At 69.5% G+C, this 17,921-nt stretch carries 24 protein-coding genes, 1 tRNA gene and 1 other RNA gene; 15 read left to right on the top strand and 11 right to left on the bottom strand.

Features of this window, described 5'->3' with window-relative positions; translation table 11 throughout:
- Window positions 1-9: 9 nt before the first annotated feature.
- Both P1Y20_RS07335 and P1Y20_RS07330 read right to left on the bottom strand, forming a co-directional pair.
- On the bottom strand, window positions 10-870 hold the full coding sequence (locus P1Y20_RS07335; RefSeq protein ID WP_304448005.1) for a 3-hydroxyacyl-CoA dehydrogenase family protein: 861 nt from the start codon (window positions 868-870) through the stop codon (window positions 10-12).
- A gap of 48 nt (window positions 871-918) precedes the next feature.
- Entirely contained in the window at window positions 919-1,569 is a 651-nt protein-coding gene (locus P1Y20_RS07330) for an HAD family hydrolase (protein WP_304448004.1), read from the bottom strand.
- A gap of 222 nt (window positions 1,570-1,791) precedes the next feature.
- Here P1Y20_RS07330 and P1Y20_RS07325 point away from each other — a divergent pair, with 222 nt between their 5' ends.
- The 5 genes from P1Y20_RS07325 (at window position 1,792) to P1Y20_RS07305 (ending at window position 6,594) form a co-directional block, all read left to right on the top strand.
- Complete coding sequence (locus P1Y20_RS07325; RefSeq protein ID WP_304448003.1) at window positions 1,792-2,580, top strand: class I fructose-bisphosphate aldolase; 789 nt, start codon at window positions 1,792-1,794, stop codon at window positions 2,578-2,580.
- Window positions 2,577-3,431 (top strand): class 1 fructose-bisphosphatase, encoded by an 855-nt coding sequence (locus P1Y20_RS07320; protein ID WP_304448002.1) that lies wholly within the window; start codon window positions 2,577-2,579, stop codon window positions 3,429-3,431. Before P1Y20_RS07325 ends, P1Y20_RS07320 begins: the two co-directional genes overlap by 4 nt.
- 130 nt (window positions 3,432-3,561) lie before the next feature.
- Window positions 3,562-4,218: a Yip1 family protein gene (locus P1Y20_RS07315; protein WP_304448001.1), complete on the top strand. Its 657-nt coding sequence runs from the start codon at window positions 3,562-3,564 to the stop codon at window positions 4,216-4,218.
- 113 nt (window positions 4,219-4,331) lie between these two features.
- A complete protein-coding gene (locus tag P1Y20_RS07310) occupies window positions 4,332-6,038 on the top strand; it encodes an acyl-CoA carboxylase subunit beta (protein ID WP_304448000.1) in 1,707 nt (568 codons plus the stop codon).
- 196 nt (window positions 6,039-6,234) lie between these two features.
- Complete coding sequence (locus P1Y20_RS07305; protein ID WP_304447999.1) at window positions 6,235-6,594, top strand: DUF5658 family protein; 360 nt, start codon at window positions 6,235-6,237, stop codon at window positions 6,592-6,594.
- Here the strand turns inward: P1Y20_RS07305 and P1Y20_RS07300 are convergent, their stop codons facing one another.
- Complete coding sequence (locus tag P1Y20_RS07300) at window positions 6,595-7,041, bottom strand: MaoC family dehydratase (RefSeq protein ID WP_304447998.1); 447 nt, start codon at window positions 7,039-7,041, stop codon at window positions 6,595-6,597.
- An 86-nt stretch (window positions 7,042-7,127) separates the two neighbouring features.
- Here P1Y20_RS07300 and P1Y20_RS07295 point away from each other — a divergent pair, with 86 nt between their 5' ends.
- Window positions 7,128-7,961, top strand: coding sequence for an HpcH/HpaI aldolase/citrate lyase family protein (locus P1Y20_RS07295; protein ID WP_304447997.1), 834 nt, complete (start codon window positions 7,128-7,130; stop codon window positions 7,959-7,961).
- Window positions 7,962-8,072: 111 nt separating this feature from the next.
- Complete coding sequence (locus tag P1Y20_RS07290; protein ID WP_304447996.1) at window positions 8,073-9,332, top strand: Glu/Leu/Phe/Val family dehydrogenase; 1,260 nt, start codon at window positions 8,073-8,075, stop codon at window positions 9,330-9,332.
- A gap of 3 nt (window positions 9,333-9,335) precedes the next feature.
- Here the strand turns inward: P1Y20_RS07290 and P1Y20_RS07285 are convergent, their stop codons facing one another.
- Window positions 9,336-9,638: a DUF3784 domain-containing protein gene (locus tag P1Y20_RS07285; protein WP_379737799.1), complete on the bottom strand. Its 303-nt coding sequence runs from the start codon at window positions 9,636-9,638 to the stop codon at window positions 9,336-9,338.
- Window positions 9,639-9,699: 61 nt separating this feature from the next.
- Window positions 9,700-10,113: a hypothetical protein gene (locus P1Y20_RS07280; RefSeq protein ID WP_304447994.1), complete on the bottom strand. Its 414-nt coding sequence runs from the start codon at window positions 10,111-10,113 to the stop codon at window positions 9,700-9,702.
- Window positions 10,114-10,193: 80 nt separating this feature from the next.
- Between P1Y20_RS07280 and mvaD the strand changes: the two genes are divergently transcribed.
- Entirely contained in the window at window positions 10,194-11,162 is a 969-nt protein-coding gene (gene mvaD, locus P1Y20_RS07275; RefSeq protein ID WP_304447993.1) for a phosphomevalonate decarboxylase MvaD, read from the top strand.
- A gap of 154 nt (window positions 11,163-11,316) precedes the next feature.
- Here mvaD and P1Y20_RS07270 read toward each other — a convergent pair whose 3' ends face one another.
- Window positions 11,317-11,805, bottom strand: coding sequence for a cupin domain-containing protein (locus P1Y20_RS07270; RefSeq protein WP_304447992.1), 489 nt, complete (start codon window positions 11,803-11,805; stop codon window positions 11,317-11,319).
- A gap of 59 nt (window positions 11,806-11,864) precedes the next feature.
- Complete coding sequence (locus tag P1Y20_RS07265; RefSeq protein WP_304447991.1) at window positions 11,865-12,653, bottom strand: BtpA/SgcQ family protein; 789 nt, start codon at window positions 12,651-12,653, stop codon at window positions 11,865-11,867.
- A 79-nt stretch (window positions 12,654-12,732) separates the two neighbouring features.
- Here P1Y20_RS07265 and P1Y20_RS07260 point away from each other — a divergent pair, with 79 nt between their 5' ends.
- Window positions 12,733-13,236, top strand: a complete 504-nt coding sequence (locus P1Y20_RS07260) for a gamma carbonic anhydrase family protein (RefSeq protein ID WP_304447990.1) — start codon at window positions 12,733-12,735, stop codon at window positions 13,234-13,236.
- A gap of 78 nt (window positions 13,237-13,314) precedes the next feature.
- Here P1Y20_RS07260 and P1Y20_RS07255 read toward each other — a convergent pair whose 3' ends face one another.
- Both P1Y20_RS07255 and P1Y20_RS07250 read right to left on the bottom strand, forming a co-directional pair.
- Window positions 13,315-13,581, bottom strand: coding sequence for a hypothetical protein (locus tag P1Y20_RS07255; protein ID WP_304447989.1), 267 nt, complete (start codon window positions 13,579-13,581; stop codon window positions 13,315-13,317).
- A 126-nt stretch (window positions 13,582-13,707) separates the two neighbouring features.
- Window positions 13,708-13,956: a hypothetical protein gene (locus P1Y20_RS07250; protein ID WP_304447988.1), complete on the bottom strand. Its 249-nt coding sequence runs from the start codon at window positions 13,954-13,956 to the stop codon at window positions 13,708-13,710.
- A 140-nt stretch (window positions 13,957-14,096) separates the two neighbouring features.
- On the opposite strand from P1Y20_RS07250, the gene P1Y20_RS07245 reads away from it, so the two are divergent.
- Together P1Y20_RS07245 and P1Y20_RS07240 are read left to right on the top strand one after the other, a co-directional pair.
- Window positions 14,097-14,246 carry a hypothetical protein gene (locus P1Y20_RS07245; protein WP_304447987.1) on the top strand — a complete coding sequence of 50 codons (150 nt, stop codon included), beginning with the start codon at window positions 14,097-14,099 and terminating at the stop codon, window positions 14,244-14,246.
- Window positions 14,247-14,349: 103 nt separating this feature from the next.
- The gene (locus P1Y20_RS07240; protein ID WP_304447986.1) at window positions 14,350-14,838 is read left to right on the top strand and encodes an ester cyclase; all 489 of its coding nucleotides are present in this window, start codon (window positions 14,350-14,352) and stop codon (window positions 14,836-14,838) included.
- Window positions 14,839-14,938: 100 nt separating this feature from the next.
- Here the strand turns inward: P1Y20_RS07240 and P1Y20_RS07235 are convergent.
- Window positions 14,939-15,013: transfer RNA gene (locus tag P1Y20_RS07235), tRNA-Arg, on the bottom strand.
- A gap of 83 nt (window positions 15,014-15,096) precedes the next feature.
- Between P1Y20_RS07235 and P1Y20_RS07230 the strand changes: the two genes are divergently transcribed.
- Together P1Y20_RS07230 and P1Y20_RS07225 are read left to right on the top strand one after the other, a co-directional pair.
- A complete protein-coding gene (locus P1Y20_RS07230) occupies window positions 15,097-15,930 on the top strand; it encodes a geranylgeranylglycerol-phosphate geranylgeranyltransferase (protein WP_304447985.1) in 834 nt (277 codons plus the stop codon).
- Between the two features lie 41 nt (window positions 15,931-15,971).
- Window positions 15,972-16,382, top strand: coding sequence for a CoA-binding protein (locus P1Y20_RS07225; protein WP_304447984.1), 411 nt, complete (start codon window positions 15,972-15,974; stop codon window positions 16,380-16,382).
- A gap of 59 nt (window positions 16,383-16,441) precedes the next feature.
- Here P1Y20_RS07225 and P1Y20_RS07220 read toward each other — a convergent pair whose 3' ends face one another.
- Window positions 16,442-16,804, bottom strand: coding sequence for a DUF5798 family protein (locus tag P1Y20_RS07220; protein WP_304447983.1), 363 nt, complete (start codon window positions 16,802-16,804; stop codon window positions 16,442-16,444).
- A 103-nt stretch (window positions 16,805-16,907) separates the two neighbouring features.
- On the opposite strand from P1Y20_RS07220, the gene P1Y20_RS07215 reads away from it, so the two are divergent.
- Together P1Y20_RS07215 and ffs are read left to right on the top strand one after the other, a co-directional pair.
- Complete coding sequence (locus P1Y20_RS07215; protein WP_304447982.1) at window positions 16,908-17,321, top strand: DUF7548 family protein; 414 nt, start codon at window positions 16,908-16,910, stop codon at window positions 17,319-17,321.
- Between the two features lie 56 nt (window positions 17,322-17,377).
- Window positions 17,378-17,687: signal recognition particle sRNA (ffs, locus tag P1Y20_RS07210), an RNA gene on the top strand.
- Window positions 17,688-17,921 lie beyond the last annotated feature (234 nt).

Genomic DNA, 17,921 nt, shown 5'->3' with positions numbered 1-17,921 from the left:
CGGCCCGCCCTACTCGTAGTCGTAGAAGCCGCGTCCGGTCTTCTTGCCGAGGTCGCCGGCGTCGACCTTCCGCGCGAGGAGGTACGCCGGTTTGTAGCGGTCGCCGAGTTCCTCGTGGAGCGTCTGTGTGGCGTCGAGACAGATGTCGAGGCCGATGTGGTCGGCGAGTTCGAGCGGTCCCATCGGGACGTTCGTCCCGAGTCTCATCCCGCGGTCGATGTCCTCCTTCGTGGCGACGCCCTCGTCGAACGCCCGGACGCCCTCGTTTATCCACGGCATGAGGATGCGGTTCGAGACGAAGCCGGGCTTGTCGTCGCTCTCCCAGGTCTCCTTGCCGAGCGCCTCGGCGAACTCGTGGGCGAGCGAGACGGCCTCCGCCGCGGTGCGCTCGCCGACGACCACCTCGACGCCCTTCATGACGGGGACGGGGTTCATGAAGTGGAGGCCGACCACCCCCTCGGGCCGGTCGGTCGCGCTCGCGATGGTCGTGATGGAGAGCGTCGAGGTGTTCGTGGCGAGCACGACGTCCTCGTCGACCACGTCGTCCAGGTCCGCGAAGACGTCCTGCTTGACCGCCATGTCCTCCAGGGCCGCCTCGACGACGAGGTCGCAGTCCACGAGGTCCGCGAGGTCGGTCGTCCCGGTCAGGCGCTCGCGGGCCGCGTCGGCCGCCTCGCGGGTCAGTCTCTCCGAGTTCACCAGTCGGTCGAGCGAGTCCTCGATGTTCGAGAAGCCACGGTCGAGGTACTCCTGCTCGATGTCCCTGACGACCACGTCGTAGCCCTGCTGGGCGCAGACCTGTGCGATGCCGCCGCCCATGGTGCCCGCGCCGACGACGCCGATACGCTCTATCGAGTCGAAACCACGCATAGGGGGAGTGGACGCGGCCGGCGAGTAAAACGTGCCGGCTCCGCCCGGCTAGGCGCGGACGAGTCCGGGGAGCGCGCCGAGGTTCGGTATCTCGTGGGTCGGTTCGACGGCGGGGTCGACGCTCCCCTCGCGTGTCAGGAGCGCCGAGTCGATACCGGCGTTGGCGGCGGCCTCGACGTCGCACGCGCTGTCGCCGACGTAGAGCGCGTCGCGCGTCTCGAGGTCCGCGAGCGCCCGGTCGAGGTAGTAGGGGTCCGGCTTCATCCGGCCGAGGCCGGTGGGCGTGAACGGACAGCCGTAGACGGCGTCGAACCGGTCCTCGAGGCCGAAGAAGCGGAGGACGGCCGCGACCGCCTCGTGCTGGTTGTTGCTCACGAGGCCGAACGGCACGTCGAGCGTCCAGACGGCGTGAACGTCGTCGTAGAGGCGTCGAACGCCGGCTTCGAGTTCGCGCTTCTGCTCGCGGACGGCGTTGGCGGCCGCCTCGTAACAGAACTCCAGCGCGTCGATGCGGTAGGTCCGACAGAGTTCGCGGATGCGCTCGGGGTTGCCGGCGACGAGCGCGCGCACGTCGTCGCGGGTCGGTCGGCGGAGGCCGAAACGCTTGAACGTGCGCTCGGCGGCCCGCCGGAAGGCGTCGCGACTCGGCAGCTCGACGAGCACGCCGTCGTTGTCGAAGACGACCGCCTCGTAGCTCACGCGCTCGCCCCCGCGTCGACGTCGGGACGGCCGTTCGGGCGCGTCGCGGCCTCGCTCGCCCCGCTTCGTCCCCCGCGCACGGTGTACTGTCCTGGCCCTGTCATTCCCTTGCTGTCGTGACTGCTCGCGCCTGGGACGTATCAATCTGTCCGATGCGACTCGTGGGCACGCTCGCGGCGTTGCACCAACAGTATTATACCCCGTTGCCGAACACCCGCCCGTATGATACCCATCGACGACAGTCCTCTCGTCCGCGACGGTAAGGTGCTCATCCTCGCGTACGACCACGGCCTCGAACACGGTCCGGCCGACTTCACCGGCCTGCCCGAGAGCGCCAACCCCGAGCGCACGTTCGAGGCGGCGACGCACCCCGCGGTCACCTCCATCGCGGTGCAGAAGGGTCTCGCCGAGGCGTACTACCCCTCCTACGAGGACAGCGTCGACCTCCTGCTGAAGCTCAACGGGACGTCGAACCTCTGGATGGGCGAACCCGACACCGCGCTCAACTGCTCGGTCGAGTACGCCTACGACGTCGGCGCGGACTCCGTCGGCTTCACCCTCTACGGCGGGTCGAACTACGAAATCGAGATGGCCGAGGAGTTCCGCGCGCTCCAGGAACAGGCCCGCGAGTACGAACTCCCGGTCGTCATGTGGTCGTACCCCCGCGGTCAGGGGTTGAAGAACGACACCGACGAGACGACCATCGCCTACGCCGCCCGCCTCGCGCTCGAACTCGGCGCGGACGTGGCGAAGGTGAAGTACCCCGGCTCGAAGGAGGCGATGGAACACGCCGTCCGGATGGCCGGCAAGACGAAGGTGGTCATGTCCGGGGGGTCGAAGACCACGGACCGCGAGTTCCTCCAGTCCGTGAAGGCCGCGATGGACGCCGGCGGGAGGGGCCTCGCCGTCGGCCGGAACGTCTGGCAGCGCGAGGACCCGACGTACATCCTCGACGCGCTCGAACAGGTCATCTTCGAGGGCGCGTCCGTCGACGCCGCCCTCGACGAATGAGCGGGGCGGACGTCGTCGAGGCCGTCTTCGAGACGGTCGCCGGTGCGGCCCCCGAGATACGCGAGAGCCTCGTCGGCCGTCGACGCTACGAGGCGGGCGAGAACCCCTCGGGCGAACAGCAACTGGCGGCCGACGTCTACGCCGACGAACTGTTCGAGGAGCGCCTGCTCGCCCTCGACGGCGTGGCGACCTACGCGAGCGAGGAGCGCGAGGACGTCGTCGAGGGGGCGGACGGCGACTACCACGTCGCGCTCGACCCCCTCGACGGCTCCTCGAACGTGAAGTCGAACAACGCGATGGGGACCATCGTCGGCGTCTTCGACGCCCCGCTCCCGGCGGGCGGTGAGTCGCTCGTCGCGGCCGCCTACGTCCTCTACGGCCCGCTGACGACGATGGTCACGCTCCGGGAGGGGACCGTCACCGAGTCGGTCGTCCACGAGGGCGAGCGCCACGTCGGGACGGCCGACCGCTCGCTCCCCGACGAACCCACGGTGTACGGGTTCGGCGGGCGCGTCCCCGCCTGGACCGACGCCTTCGCCGACTACGCCAGCGAGGTCGAGCAGGAGCTCAAACTGCGCTACGGCGGCGCGATGATCGGCGACGTGAACCAGGTGCTCACCTACGGCGGCGTCTTCGCCTACCCCGCGCTCACCACCCACCCGAACGGCAAACTCCGTCGCCAGTTCGAGGGTATCCCCATCGGGGCCATCGTCGAGGCGGCCGGCGGGGCGTCGACCGACGGCGAGCGCTCGCTGCTCGCGACCCCGCCCGAGGACCTCCACGAGCGGACGCCCGTCTTCGTCGGCAACCGCTCGCTCATCGAGCGCGCCGAGGCGACGCTGTCGGCGTAGACCGTCGGTCGCGGTCCGTGGCCGGTCACAGGCGACGGACGTGTCAGTCCCTCTCCCCCGGCACGTCCCGTGGTCCGTCGGACACAACGGTCGTGTGGTTTAATGTAGGGGTACCGCTCACGACGACGTGATGGTCCTCGAAATCGTCACGGACCCCGACTCGGCCCTCCGGCGACGGGCCGACGACCCGGGGGTCCTCCTCCCTGCAGGTATCGTCACGCTAGTCGCCGTCGTCGCGGTGGTCGCCGCCTACCCGTCCTCGGAACTCACCAGTCAGCTCGCGACGGGTGCCATCGCGGAGAGCGGCGAAGCCGTCGACGAGGGGACGGCCTCGGCCATCTCGGCGGCCGCCGGCACCGTCGGCCTCGTCGGCGCGTTCCTGGGCGTCTACGTCCAGTGGGCGCTCTACGCCGTCGCCTTCTACGCCCTCGCGCGGGTGGCGTTCGACGGCTCCGGGTCCCTGAGCGACACCTTCGCCGGCGTCGGCTGGGGGTACGTCCCCGCGCTCGTCGGGATAGCGGTGCGCGCGGCGGCGAACTTCTCCGTCTTCGCCGGCGAGACCCTCCCGGAGGGGTCGGCCGCCGCGGGCGAGGCGCTCGCGGCCCTCCAGAGCGACCCGATACTGACCGCGGCGACCGTCTTCGGCCTGCTCATGCTGCTGTGGAGCGGCTACATCTGGACGGTCGCGATGCAGCACTTCCACGGGCTCAGCCGGCGGGACGCCGCCATCGTGGTCGGGGTTCCGGTCGCCCTCGGCGTCGTCAGCCGACTGTCAGGGCTCGTCTGAGGGCGTCCCCGGTCCCTCTTCGACCGGCCGTCGCGGCGTCGTCGGGCGGCGCGTCTCGCATCGCGCCGCCCGGACGATAACGGTTTTGACCCCCCTCCACGCAACACTTGCCCATGAAGGTACGCATCGACGAGGGTGCGAGCGACGACGAGGCCGCCGCAATCGCCGCCGCGCTCGCTCGTCACGCCGTCGAGGAGGTCCGCGTCTACATCGGGAGCGCGGACGAACCGGCCGTCGTTCACGAGGGCAACCGCGTCGGGGACGCGAGCCCCCTCGACGACATCGGCCCGACCGACCGCGAGATAGCCCTGCTCGAGGAGATAGCCGACATCGAGCAGGGCGGGCCGGAGAAGTACAGGGAGCGACTCGACGAGCAGGGGAAGCTGTTCGTCCGCGACCGCCTCGACCTCTGGTTCGGCGACCTGCTGTTCGAGGACGGCAAGTTCGCCGAGTTCGACGCCGAGGACCGCATCCCCGCCGACGGCCTGCTCACGGGGGCCGCGGAGTTCGAGGGACGCGAGGTCCACTTCATGGCCAACGACTTCACCGTGAAGGCGGGGTCGATGGCCGCCAAGGGCGTCGAGAAGTTCCTCCGGATGCAACAGCGCGCGCTCAAGACGGGCAAGCCGGTGCTCTACCTGATGGACTCCTCGGGCGGCCGCATCGACCAGCAGACGGGTTTCTTCGCCAACCGCGAGGGCATCGGGAAGTACTACTACAACCACTCGATGCTCTCGGGCTACGTCCCGCAGATATGCGTCCTCTACGGGCCGTGTATCGCGGGCGCGGCCTACACGCCCGTCTTCGCCGACTTCACGGTGATGGTCGAGGGGATGAGCGCGATGGCCATCGCCTCCCCGCGGATGGTCCAGATGGTCACGGGCGAGGACATCTCGATGGCGGACCTCGGCGGGCCGGACGTCCACGCGCGCCACTCGGGGAGCGCGGACCTCGTCGCCGAGGACGAGGAGCACGCCCGCGACCTCGTCGCACAGCTCGTGAGCTACCTGCCCGACCGGGCGGGCGAGAAACCGCCCCGGACGGAGGGGCGGGACCCGGCCCGCTCGCCGACGGGCATCGACCGCGTCGTCCCGACGGAACCGAACCGCGGCTACGACATGCGCGAGTTCCTCGAGCACGTCGTCGACGAGGGCTCGGTCCTCGAACTCCAGCCGAACTACGGCGGGGAGATACTCACCGCCTTCGCCCGCCTCGACGGCCGACCGGTGGGCATCGTCGCCAACCAGCCGGCCCAGCGCGCCGGCGCCATCTTCCCCGACGCCGCCGAGAAGGCCGCCGAGTTCATCTGGAAGTGCGACGCCTTCGAGGTGCCACTGCTCTATCTCTGTGACACGCCGGGGTTCATGGCGGGGTCGCAGGTCGAGAAGGAGGGCATCCTCGAACAGGGCAAGAAGATGATCTACGCCACCTCCTCGGCGACGGTGCCGAAACAGAGCGTCGTCGTCCGGAAGGCGTACGGTGCGGGCATCTACGCCATGAGCGGGCCGGCCTACGACCCGGAGTCCGTCATCGCGCTCCCGAGCGGGGAGATCGGTATCATGGGGCCGGAGGCAGCCATCAACGCGGTGTACGCGAACAAACTGAACGCCATCGACGACCCCGAGGAACGCGCCCGGCGCGAGGCCGAACTCCGCGAGGAGTACCGACAGGACATCGACGTCCACAGGATGGCGAGCGAGATGGTCATCGACGAGATAATTCCACCGAGCGCGTTGCGTAAAGAGGTCACTAACAGGTTCGACTTCTACGAAACGGTCCGGAAGGACCTCCCTGACAAGAAACACGGCACCGTCCTCTAGGGGGTGCGGCCGGTGGGGCGGCCTCTCAGAACGTGAGGACCACGGTTCCGTCTGACGCGCGGGCGCAATACAGTCCTTTACGCCGACCCGTCGGGGGTAGGTCGCTGGTAACAATGTCGAAACGGACCGTCGGAGCAGGTACCACTGCGGGGACGTGTCGATGGGGACGCCGTCACCCGCACTCACTACACCACACATGTCTTTCATCGAACCGGGCGCGTACGTGCGCCGTCACGACCGCTCCCTGCTCGCCACCGCGGCCCGGTACGAACGAGGGTTCTGGGGACTCGCCGTCGCCGCGATGGTCCTCGACATCACCCTCACGTTGTACGGGTTGCGAATCGGGCTCGTCGAGATGAACCCCATCGCCTCTCGCGTCATCACCCAGTACGGCGCGCTCGGGATGGTCGCGATGAAGGGCTTCGGTTTCGGCGTCGCCGTCTTCGGCCGCCAGGTCGTCCATCGGCGCTACGCGGCGCTCGTCCCGCTCGCACTCGCGCTCCCGTGGGTCGTCGCGGTGTGCGTCAACGTCGTGATGATCGCGACGGTCCTCTGACTACGGCCGCTTCAGCGAGAGCGCCGTCCGCTCGAACGAGCAGACGAGGTCGTCGTCCTGGTTGAACGCCTCGACGCGCATGGTGACGACGCCGCGCTCGCCGTCCGAGGTCTCGCGCTTGTCGACGACCGTGGTCCGTGCGCGAACGGTGTCGCCGTGGAACACCGGCGCGGGGTGTTCGACGTCGTCGTACGAGAGGTTGGCGACGATGGTGCCGTCGGTCGTATCGGGAATCGAGAGGCCGACGGCGAGCGACATCGTGTAGAGGCCGTTGACGAGTCGTCGCTCGAAGTCGGTCTCGGCGGCGAATTCGCCGTCCAGGTGGAGCGGCTGCTGGTTCATCGTCATGTCGCAGAAGCGCTGGTTGTCGCTCTCGCTCACCGTCCGGCGCTTCTCGTGGTCGATGGTCTGGCCCACCTCGAACTCCTCGTAGTAGAGGCCGGTCATGGCGGGGACTGCGCCGGGCGGGGTATTAGACCCCCGGGTCGGCCCCGACCGCCCGGATTCAAGAGCCCTCGCGGACTCCCTCCGGTATGCCACGACGGAGCGTCCTCTTCTCGCCCGGTGACAAGCCCGACCTCATGCGGAAAGCCCCCGGCACGGGCGCCGACGTCGTCGTCTTCGACCTGGAGGACGCCGTCGTCCCCGAGCGGAGGGAGGCCGGCCGCGAGGCGGTCAACGGCGTCCTCACGGACCCTGACTTCGACCCCAATTGCGAGGTGTGCGTGCGCGTCACCGGCGAGACGGCGGGCGCGGACCTCGACGGCGTCGCTGCGGGCACCCCCCGCCTCGACCTCGTGATGCTCCCGAAGGCCGAGTCGGGCGACGACGTGGACGCGCTCGCCGACGAACTCGCCGAGCGAGGGCTCGACGTGCCCGTCTTCGCGCTCTGCGAGACGGCGCGTGGCGTCCTCAACGCCGAGGGAATCGCCGACGCGGACGCGACGACGGCGCTCGCCTTCGGCGCCGAGGACCTCTCGGCCGACATCGGCGCGAACCGGACCGAAGAAGGGACGGAGGTGCTCTACGCCCGCGAGCACGTCGTCCTCGCGGCCAGCGCCGCGCGGGTCGACGCCGTCGACACCGTCTTCACCGACATCGAGGGGACCGAGCGCCTGCGCGAGGAGTGCGCGTTCGCCCGCGACCTGGGGTACGACGGGAAGATGGCCATCCACCCGGCACAGGTGCCGGTGATGAACGAGGCGTTCTCCCCGAGCGACGACCAGGTGGCGTGGGCGCGACGGGTGCTCACCGCCCACGCGGCGAGCGAGGGTGAGGGCGTCCTCCGGGTCGACGGCGAGATGATAGACGCCCCGCTCGTCGCCCGGGCGCGGAACGTCCTCGAACGCGCCGACGAGTCGCCGTAAGGGTCGCCTTACCGGAGTAGGTGCGTGCTACTGACACGCTCGGTCGCGGTGGGTGGACGGCTCCACGAGCGCTGACGACATACTTAACAGCGACCCTTGCGAGGGTCGACTATGTCTGATGCGGCAAATCCTTTCGAGAGTCTCCAGGAGCAACTCGACGACGCCGCCCACCATCTCGACGTCTCTTCGGACCTGCTCGAACGGCTGAAACACCCCGAGCGAATCATAGAGACGAACCTGACCGTCGAACTCGACGACGGGTCACTCGAGGTGTTCAAGGCGTTTCGCTCGCAGTTCAACGGCGACCGGGGGCCGTACAAGGGCGGTATCCGCTATCACCCCGACGTGGGGCGCGACGAGGTGAAGGCGCTCTCCGGGTGGATGGTGTACAAGACGGCCATCGTCGACATCCCCTACGGCGGCGGGAAGGGCGGCATCGCCATCGACCCCCGCCAGTACTCCGACGGCGAACTCGAGCGCGTCACCCGCGCGTTCGCGAAGGAACTCCGGCCGTTCATCGGCCCCGACACGGACGTCCCCGCCCCGGACGTCAACACCGGTCAGCGGGAGATGAACTGGATAAAGGACACCTACGAGACACTCGAGAACACGACGGCGCCGGGCGTCGTCACGGGGAAGGCCCCCGACAGCGGCGGGAGCGCCGGGCGCGTCGAGGCGACGGGTCGCTCCGTGATGCTCACCGCTCGCGAGGCGTTCGACTACCTCGGGAAGGACACCGAGGGCGCGACGGTCGCCGTCCAGGGGTACGGCAACGCCGGGTCGGTCGCCGCGAAACTCATCCAGTCCGAACTCGGTGCCGACGTCGTCGCCGTCTCCGACTCCGGCGGCGCCATCTACCACTCCGAGGGCTTCGACGCGGCCGCGGTCAAGGACGTCAAGGACGAGTCCGGGAGCGTCACCGACTACGAGGACGTCGAGGAGGAACTCTCGAACGAGGAGCTCCTGACGCTCGACGTGGACCTGCTCGTCCCGGCCGCCCTGGAGAACGCCATCGACGAGGACATCGCCCGGGAGATGGAGGCCGACGTCGTCGTCGAGGCGGCGAACGGGCCGGTGACGCCCGACGCCGACGACGTGCTCACCGAGCGGGAGGTGGCGGTGTTCCCCGACATCCTCGCCAACGCGGGTGGCGTCACCGTCAGCTACTTCGAGTGGGTCCAGAACCGCCAGCGCTTCTACTGGACCGAAGAGCGCGTCAACGACGAACTCGAACGCTACATCGTCGACGGGTTCGACGCGCTGGTGACCGCCTACGAGGGGAAGGACGCACCCAGTTTCCGCACCGCGGCGTACATCGTCGCCATCGACCGCGTGGTCTCCGCCTACGAACAGGGCGGGACGTGGCCCTGAGGGTCACGCCTCGTAGCGACGCGACCCGTAGGCGAGGTAACAACAGACGACGAGGACGACGCCGGCGTACCCCACCCACGCGCTGTCAGGGAGGGGCCGGCGACTGCCGAACAGGCCCATCGCGACGAGCAACGCGCCGACGAGGACGACCCAGCGGCCGACGAACGCGGTGAGTGCCGACTCGTCGGTGACACGCTCCGCGTCGTAGCCCGCCACGCGTGCGGGTACGTCGCCGAGCCAGACGGCCGCCCCGAGGAGCGCGACGGCCCCCCCGGCACCGACGTCGAACAGCCACGCCTCCTGCATCACGCACCGGATTGGACGGTGGGAGAGATAGTGTTTCCGACGGTCTACTGTGGATAGAAAATTAGTCCGAGGAGTCGACGTCGGGTTCCGCGACCGGCGTGCGTTCCGGACGTTCCGGGCGTTCCGGGCGTTCCGGACGTTCGATACGCTCGCCGGTGCCGTCTCCGGTCGCGTCCTCGACGTACCGGGCGGCCCTGGCGAGGACGTAACACGTCCCGAGCGTGAGCGCGAAGAGGTACACGGCCCACCCGAACCGCGGGATACCGTAGGTCTCGTGGAGTAAGCCGAGGCCGACCGACGAGAGGCCGAAGCCGACGAGACACGTCCCCAGGAACCGCCTGAGGCCGACGTCGTCGACCGCGTCGGGTGCCGCCCGGACCGAGAGCCACGACGGCCCGGCGAGCAGGACGACGAGGCCGAACAGGACGCTCACCCCCCCGACGACCGACGGGACGAACCAGACGTGAGAGCTCATACTTCTGGTATGTCTCGAAAACGTATAAGTATTCGCGCGGACCCGAACTGCTTAAGCGGGCAACGCGCCGCGATGCTGGTATGAAAGCGACCGCGCGAGCTCACCCGATTCAGGGGCTCGTGAAGTACCACGGGATGCGCGACCCGGACCTCCGGCTCCCGTACCACGACAGCATCAGCGTCTGTACGGCGCCGAGCAACACGACCACGACCGTCGAGTTCGACGCCGCCCTCGCCTCGGACGACCTGACCATCGACGGCGACCCCGTCACGGGGCGGGCCGCCGAGCGCGTCACGCAGGTCGTCGACCACGTCCGGTCGCTCGCGGGCATCGACGACCGGGTGCGCTTCGTCAGCGAGTCGTCGTTCCCGACGAACATCGGCTTCGGCTCCTCCTCCTCGGGGTTCGCCGCCGCCGCGATGGCGCTCTGTACCGCCGCCGACCTGGGGCTGACCCGCCCGGAGATATCGACGGTCGCTCGCCGCGGGTCCTCCTCGGCCGCGCGCGCCGTCACGGGCGCGTTCTCGCACCTCCGCACGGGGCTGAACGACGAGGACTGTCGCTCGGAACGCATCGAGACCGACCTGGAGGCGGACCTGCGCGTCGTCGCGGCTGAGGTGCCCGCCTACAAGGAGACCGAGGAGGCCCACGCCGAGGCCGCCGACAGCCACATGTTCGAGGCGCGGATGGCGCACATCCACGGCCAGATCGCCGAGATGCGCGACGCCCTCCGCCGCGCGGACTTCGGCGACACGTTCGAACTCGCCGAACACGACTCCCTCTCGCTGGCCGCGACGACGATGACCGGCCCGGCCGGGTGGGTCTACTGGCAGCCGACGACCCTCGCCGTCTTCGACACCGTCCGGGAACTCCGCGACGACGGCGTTCCGGTGTACTTCTCGACCGACACCGGTGCGAGCGTCTACGTCAACACCACCGAGGAGTACGTCGACCGCGTCGAGGACGCGGTGAGCGAGCACGCGCCCACGCGCGTCTGGGAGGTCGGCGGACCGGCGCGGGTGCTGGACGAGAGCGAAGCGCTGTTCTGAGGCCGCCGTCGACCGGCGAGCGCGTGCCTCCGGAATCGACCCGAGACGAACGGGGTCCTGCGCTGCGGACGGCGAGGACGTCTCTCGCGGACTCACCGGCCGTCGACGGCGATATCTCTCCCGAACGAACGCGGACGGGACCGCGTGCTGGCGGTCAGTCGTGTTCGTAGCCGCACTCGTTGCACGTCATCTCGAAGCGGCCGTCGACGAGCGCGAGGCTGTGGCCCGTCTCCTCCCCGCAGTCGGGGCAGTAGACGACCGACTCGATGTCGTCCCAGTCGTGCGTCGCGCCGGGTGCCCCGAGGGCGAGGCCGACGACGCGCTCCTCGCCCTTGTTGACGCCCTGCTGGAACTCGCCGGGGGCGAAGCGGACGGCCGCGTCGGGGCCGACGTCGACCTCACTGGTCTCGTCGTCGACGTCGTCGCGCACCTCGAAGGTGGCCGTCCCCTCCTGGATGTAGAACACCTCCTCCTGGTCGTGGTGGGTGTGGAGGCCCCCGGAGAACGACTCGCCCGCGTCGAGTTCGAAGTAGTTCATCGCGAAGTCGGACGTGTCGAGCACCTTCGAGACGGGTTTCCTGACCTCGTGGACCTGGAGGGGGTTCGGTTCGTTGCGTACCTCGTCGAGGGCGACCTTCTTCATGTCGTGTCCGCCCACGGGAGGGCGACACATAGCTGTACGGCCTCGCGCTCCTCCTGCGCTCACTCGCGGGCGGCCCGTACCAGCGCCGCGACCCGCGCCTCGTCCACCGGGGAGGAGACGTCACCCCGCTTCAGCGCCGACCCGACGACGACGCCGTCGGCGACCGAGAGCAGGTCGCCGACCGTCTCCTCGGTCACGCCGCTCCCCACGAACGTCGGGACGCCGAGCGCGTCGGCCGCCGCCGCGACCGTCCGGAGGCGTTCCTCGTCGACGGCCCGACCGGTCCCGCTCCCGGAGACGACGACGGCGTCCGCGAGGCCGCGGTCGACCACGTCGTGGGTCGCCCCCGCGAGGTCCTCGGGTCCGAGCGGCGCGCTGTGTTTCACGCCGACGTCCGCGAGGACGGCCACGTCGGCTTGCAGTCGGTCTCGCAGTCGCATCGTCTCGTGGGCGCGCCCCTCGACGACGCCCTGGTCGGTGACCCGCGCGCCGGCGTGGACGTTCACGCGGACGAACGCGCTCCCCGTGGCGGCGGCGACCGACAGCGCCGCCGTCGCGTCGTTGCGCAGGACGTTGACGCCCACCGGACGGTCGACCGCGTCGCGGACGGCGGCGACGTGCGCGGTCAGCTCCGCGACCGTGTGGTTCGGCACGTCGTCCGGGTAGAACGGTGCGTCGCCGAAGTTCTCGACCAGCACGGCGTCGACGCCACCGTCGACCAGCGCGCGGGCGTCCGCGAGCGCCCGGTCGCGTATCGCCTCGCGGTCGCCGTCGTATCGCGGCGCCCCCGGGAGCGGTGGGAGGTGGACCATGCCGACGACGGGGTCGTCGGTGAACCAGTCGTGCATAGGGGAGGGTGCGCCGTCCGCGGCAAAACCGCTCCGCCTCGCGGCGTAGCTTTATCGCGTCGGCGGGCGCTCGTGAGCCATGGTCGTGCGAAGTCTGGACGGAGTCGAGCCGACGATAGCCGAGAGCGCGTACGTGGACGAGACCGCCGTGGTCATCGGGGACGTGACCGTCGAGGCGGACGCGAGCGTCTGGCCGAACGTCACCCTCAGAGGGGATTCGGGAGCCATCGTCCTCCGGGAGGGGTCGAACGTCCAGGACAACGCGGTCTGTCACGAGGGGACCGAGATCGGCCCGTACGTCACCGTCGGCCACACCGCCATCGTCCACGCCGCGACGGTCGAGGAACGCGCGATGGTCGGGATGGGGTCGGTCGTCCTCGACGACGCCGTCGTCGGCGAGCGAGCGCTCGTCGCCGCCGGCGCCGTGGTCACCGAGGGGACCGAGGTGCCGCCGAACACGCTCGTCGCCGGGACGCCGGCGAGGGTCGTGAAGGAAGTCGAGGACTCGCCGTGGGCACAGGCGGGCGACCACTACGTCGAGCGCGCGCGTCGGCACGCCGAACACAGCCGCCGCATCGACTGACTCAGCCGCGGAGGCGGTGCTCCTCGTCGATGAATCCCTGGAGCGCGTCGACCACGAGTTGGCCGAGGGGAGTTATCGTCAGTCGGTCGTCCCCGAGTGCGCCCGGACCGAGACCAACTCCACCTCGCGCAGCGCCTGCACGTCGGCGTCGAGACCCTCTGCGTCGACGACGAGTTCGCGCGCGAGTCCCTCGGCCGTCGCCGGCGCCTCGGCTGCGCACGACTCGAGGGCCTCCAGCACCCGGATACGCGCCGGCGTACAGGCCGTCCGCAACACGTGGGAGTGATAGCCCAACTCGGCGTCGGTGGCGGTCTGGAGGTCGATGGGCGGCGAAGACGAGTCCATGGTAGGCCACACCGGCTCGTACCGGCGCGATACCGTCCCCTCTCGATGACCACGAACGTACCTTCTGTTCGGGGCGTTTCGACGTGGCCGAACCACGCCTCGGCGCGGGCGACCGACGAGGCTCGACTAGAACCCGGTCGAGTACATGAGGAACCCGGTGGTGAGCAGGGCGCCGACGAGCACCCCGACGGCGACGCCGACCGCGAGGAGTCGGGGCGAGATGTCGAGGCGGTCGGCGTCGTCGCTCGCGCCGCAACGCCTGCACTCCCGGTCGCGGTCGGCATCGTCGGGCGGCGCCTGCACCCACTCGTGGCCGGTGCACCGACAGACGGTCGGGCCGAACACCGGCGCGTCCGGCGTGGAGGTGTCGGTCATGGTCGTGTGCCGGCGTCGACGAACCGTCGACGCACGCTACCGGTGTTGGTCAGCCCGGGTATATACTTGGTGACTCTGCATATAGCCGCCTTGCCCGCTCCACGTGTAGCTTTATCCGCCAGCCACGGGTCTTCTGAAACGTGAGTTATCGCACGACTATCGGCATCTCGCTCATCGTCTCCGGCATCATCACGCTCGCGCTCCTGTACCTCCCCTACGACTCCTTCTACTGGGGTGTCGGCTTCCTGGCCGTAGGGCTGTTCGTCTTCGTCTCGCGACGCATCATCTGACTGCCCTCTCTCGGACGACGCCCACGTCGGTCCTCTTCGAGGACGGGCGCGAACCGCTCGACGGCTAGTGTTAAGACATCAGCAGGTCTATCGAGCGGGGCAGATGACGACCACTGACACCCGTTCACAGTCGAACGCAGAGACGCAACGCCGGTTCGTCAGCGAGGTCTGGAACGGGCGAAACCTCGACGCCGTCCCCGAGTTCCTCGCGCCCGACGCCGTCGTCTACGACCCGACCTACCCCGACCCGATACGCGGTCCCGAGGAGTACGCGGCGTACGTCCGCGACACGCTGGCCGCGTTCCCCGACTTCCGCGTCGACCAGCACGCCGTCCTCGCGGACGGTGACCGCCTCATGACCCACTACACCCTCTCGGGGACGAACGAGGGGCCGCTTGGACCGCTCCCGCCGACGGGCCGGACCGTCGAACTCGACGGGACCGCGGTGCTCCGCTACGCCGACGGCCGCATCGTCGAAGACCGTGCGTTCGTCGACACCGGGGACCTCCGCCGACAGTTGGGCCTCTCGTTCCCGGCGGTACTGGTCACGGGGCCGCGATTGGTGGTACGGGCGATACGGGGACGGTCGTGAGGTGTGTAGGGAAAGGGGTACTGGGGAATCCGAACGACAGTCGCTCCCTGATTCGAATCCACAGGACCCGTTTTCACGGCTCACTTCGTTCGCCGGAAAACGGGCGCTGAGGGATTCGAACCCCCGACAAACTGGTCCGAAGCCAGTCACTCTGTCCAGGCTGAGCTAAGCGCCCTCATCGTAGACGAATGGCGTGCGTGATTTAACTCTGTCCATCGGTTTCGGGGGCTTTAACCTCCGACTGGAACACCGACGGGTATGCCCGAGCTGCGTGGACTGGTCGAACTCACCCGCCCGGTGAACGCCGTCGCGGCGGGCGTCCTCACGCTCATCGGCGCCTACGTCGCCGGGGGTGTCGTGGACGCCCCCCTCGCGGCCGCCGCCGCGGGCATCGCCACCGTCCTCGCCGTGGGCGCCGGCAACGCCATCAACGACTACTTCGACGCCGTCATCGACCGCATCAACGCACCCGGCCGCCCCATTCCACGGGGAGCGGTCACCGAGCGCGGCGCGCTCTGGTTCAGCGTCGTCCTCTTCGCGCTCGCCGTCGCGTTCGCGCTCACGCTCCCCCTCCTCGCGCTCGGCATCGCGGCGTTCAACCTGCTGGCGCTGGTCGCCTACACGGAACTGTTCAAGGGCCTGCCCGGGGTCGGCAACGCCGTCGTCGCCTACCTCGGCGGGAGCACGTTCCTCTTCGGCGGCGCGGCCGTCGACGGGCAGTTGACGACGGTGGTGACGCTCGCCGCCCTCGCCGCGCTCTCGACGTTCACCCGCGAGGTGGTGAAAGACGTCGAGGACCTCGCGGGTGACCGCGAGGAAGGGTTGAACACCCTGCCCATCGCCATCGGGGAGCGGCGGGCGCTCCTCGTCGGCGTGGCGTGCCTCGCCGTCGCCGTCCTCGCCAGCCCGGTCCCCTACGTCACCGGGACGCTCGGCCTCGCGTACCTCGCGCTCGTCGTCCCCGCGGACCTGGTGATGCTCGCGGCCGCAGTCGAGGGCTTCTCGGACCCGACGGCCGGTCAGACGCACCTCAAGTACGGGATGTTCCTCGCGGCGGCGGCGTTCGTCGTCGGGCGGGCGGTCCCGCTCTGACCGACGCCACGCTTTTCCTCGCGGCGAGGGTAGTGAGAGACATGCCCGTCGAATCCGACGAGGAACTCGCATCCATCCTCTCGCAGGAGACCATCGCCGTCGTCGGGTGCTCCGCCACCCCCGGGAAGGACGCCCACGAGATACCGAAGTACATGCGCGAACACGGGTACGAGGTCGTCCCCGTGAACCCCTACGCGGAGGAGGTGTTCGGCCGCGAGGCGTACGACTCGCTCGCCGAGGTCGAAGCGGAGATAGATATCGTCGACGTGTTCCGCCCGAGCGAGGAGGTGAGCGGTATCGTCGACGAGGTGCTCGAGCGCGACGACGTCGACACCGTCTGGCTCCAGCTCGGCATCCGCGACGCCGAGGCCGGTGCGCGCGTCGAGGAGTCGGGCCGCCGGTTCGTCCAGGACCACTGTCTGAAGGTCGAACACGGTCGGCTGGTCGCGTAGGCGCTCGTCCGGTATCGAACCGGTCGACCGGTGACCGGTCGGTCGTCGATTGTCAGTCGTCAGCCGTCCGTCCGGTCGCTCGGCGTGGTCGCGTTCGTCGACCCGGTCGACTCGGTCGGTCCGTCGCTGTCACCGGTGGCGTCGGTGGCCGTCGACTCGGTCTCGGCCGCGGTCGTGTCCGTCGTGTCCGTGCTCTCTGCCTCCTCGATGGACGCCTCCGCGAGCACCGTCTCCACGTCGATGCCCTGCTCGCGCGCGAGCGCTTCGAGGAGCGCGCGGTTGTCCTCCGCCGTGCGGTCGACGCGCTCGACGCGCTGGCGCAGTTCGACGACCTGGTCGCGCAGGTCGTTGAGCTTCTCGTAGACGTCCTCCGCCATCGCTGCGACCTTCTGCAGCTTCGAGGCGGTTCCTCCGAGTCCCATGTGCGTGTGCCCGGCCCGGAGCTACCTGTGCCTTGCGGAGCGCGGCCGTCGGCGACGTGTCGCGCTTCGTGGCGATTAAGCCCCTGCCGGACGGGGTGTCCGTATGGACGACACCCGCCTCGCCCCCGCCGTCGGCATCGTCGCCGCGCTCGCCGTCGTCGCCGTCCTCGCGGTCCCGTACGCCCTCATCGACACGCCCGGGACCGTCGGCGCGTACTACGGCGGGGGCCTCGTCGACCCGCAGTTCGCCGGGCTCTTCGCGCTCGTCGCCGTCATCGTCTTCGCCGCCGGGCGCCAGGAGCGCTCCGACCCCGCGCTCGCGGCCGGCGCGGGCCTCGTCTTCGGACTGTTCACTCTCCTGTTCTGTGCGCTGTGGGCGTTCACCGTCCCCGCGGACTTCGTCCTCTCGTTGACGACGGAGACGGCCATCGAGTACCACCGCTACCTGCTCGTCGTCGTCGCGCTCTTCCTCCCCGCGGGCGGGCTCTGGTACGCCCGGGCGCTCCGCCTGGTGTGACGTCCCACGAAAACCACCGTACCGAAAGGCGTTTAAGCCGCAGTCGGGTACGTTCATACCGGACTAGGTCGGGCAGTTAGGCCCTGCTCGTCACCCGCACTACGGTCTTCAGCGGGGACCGAATCCCGGGCGCGTCCGGTCCGACCGGTGCGGGCCCCGGAAGCCAACGTAGAAGCCTCGTCCTTCGGGGCCAGCGGTCCACGGCGTTACGCCTGCAGGGGCGTCGCGCCGTGGTTGATCGCGGACAGCCCGCCAGGCGCGGAAGCGAGCAGCGGACCCGCGGACACCTGCCGCTCGAAGGGTCGCGGGGTGGAGAAGGTGACCGGGATTCCCCGCATCGGGACGCCGGGCAACCCCGGGCGTCCACCCATTCATACCCCATCTTTTGCTGCGTTCACGAGTCAGCGACACGTTTCGCGGTCGCTGACGGTTCACTGGCAAACGCTCGACCGAAAACACTCCTCCCTCGCGGCGCGCTCGGAGAGCGCGCCCTTCGGTCGTCGGCCCGCTCGCTCACCGCGTTCGCTCGCGGTTCGACGGGTGACTGGAGGCGGGTGTCCACGCGACCGGTGACCGACACCTCAACACGCCGAAGATACT

Source organism: Halomarina ordinaria (assembly GCF_030553305.1).
In the GTDB taxonomy this organism is placed as follows: Archaea; Halobacteriota; Halobacteria; order Halobacteriales; family Haloarculaceae; genus Halomarina; species Halomarina ordinaria.
This window is presented reverse-complemented; position numbering and strand designations above follow the sequence as displayed.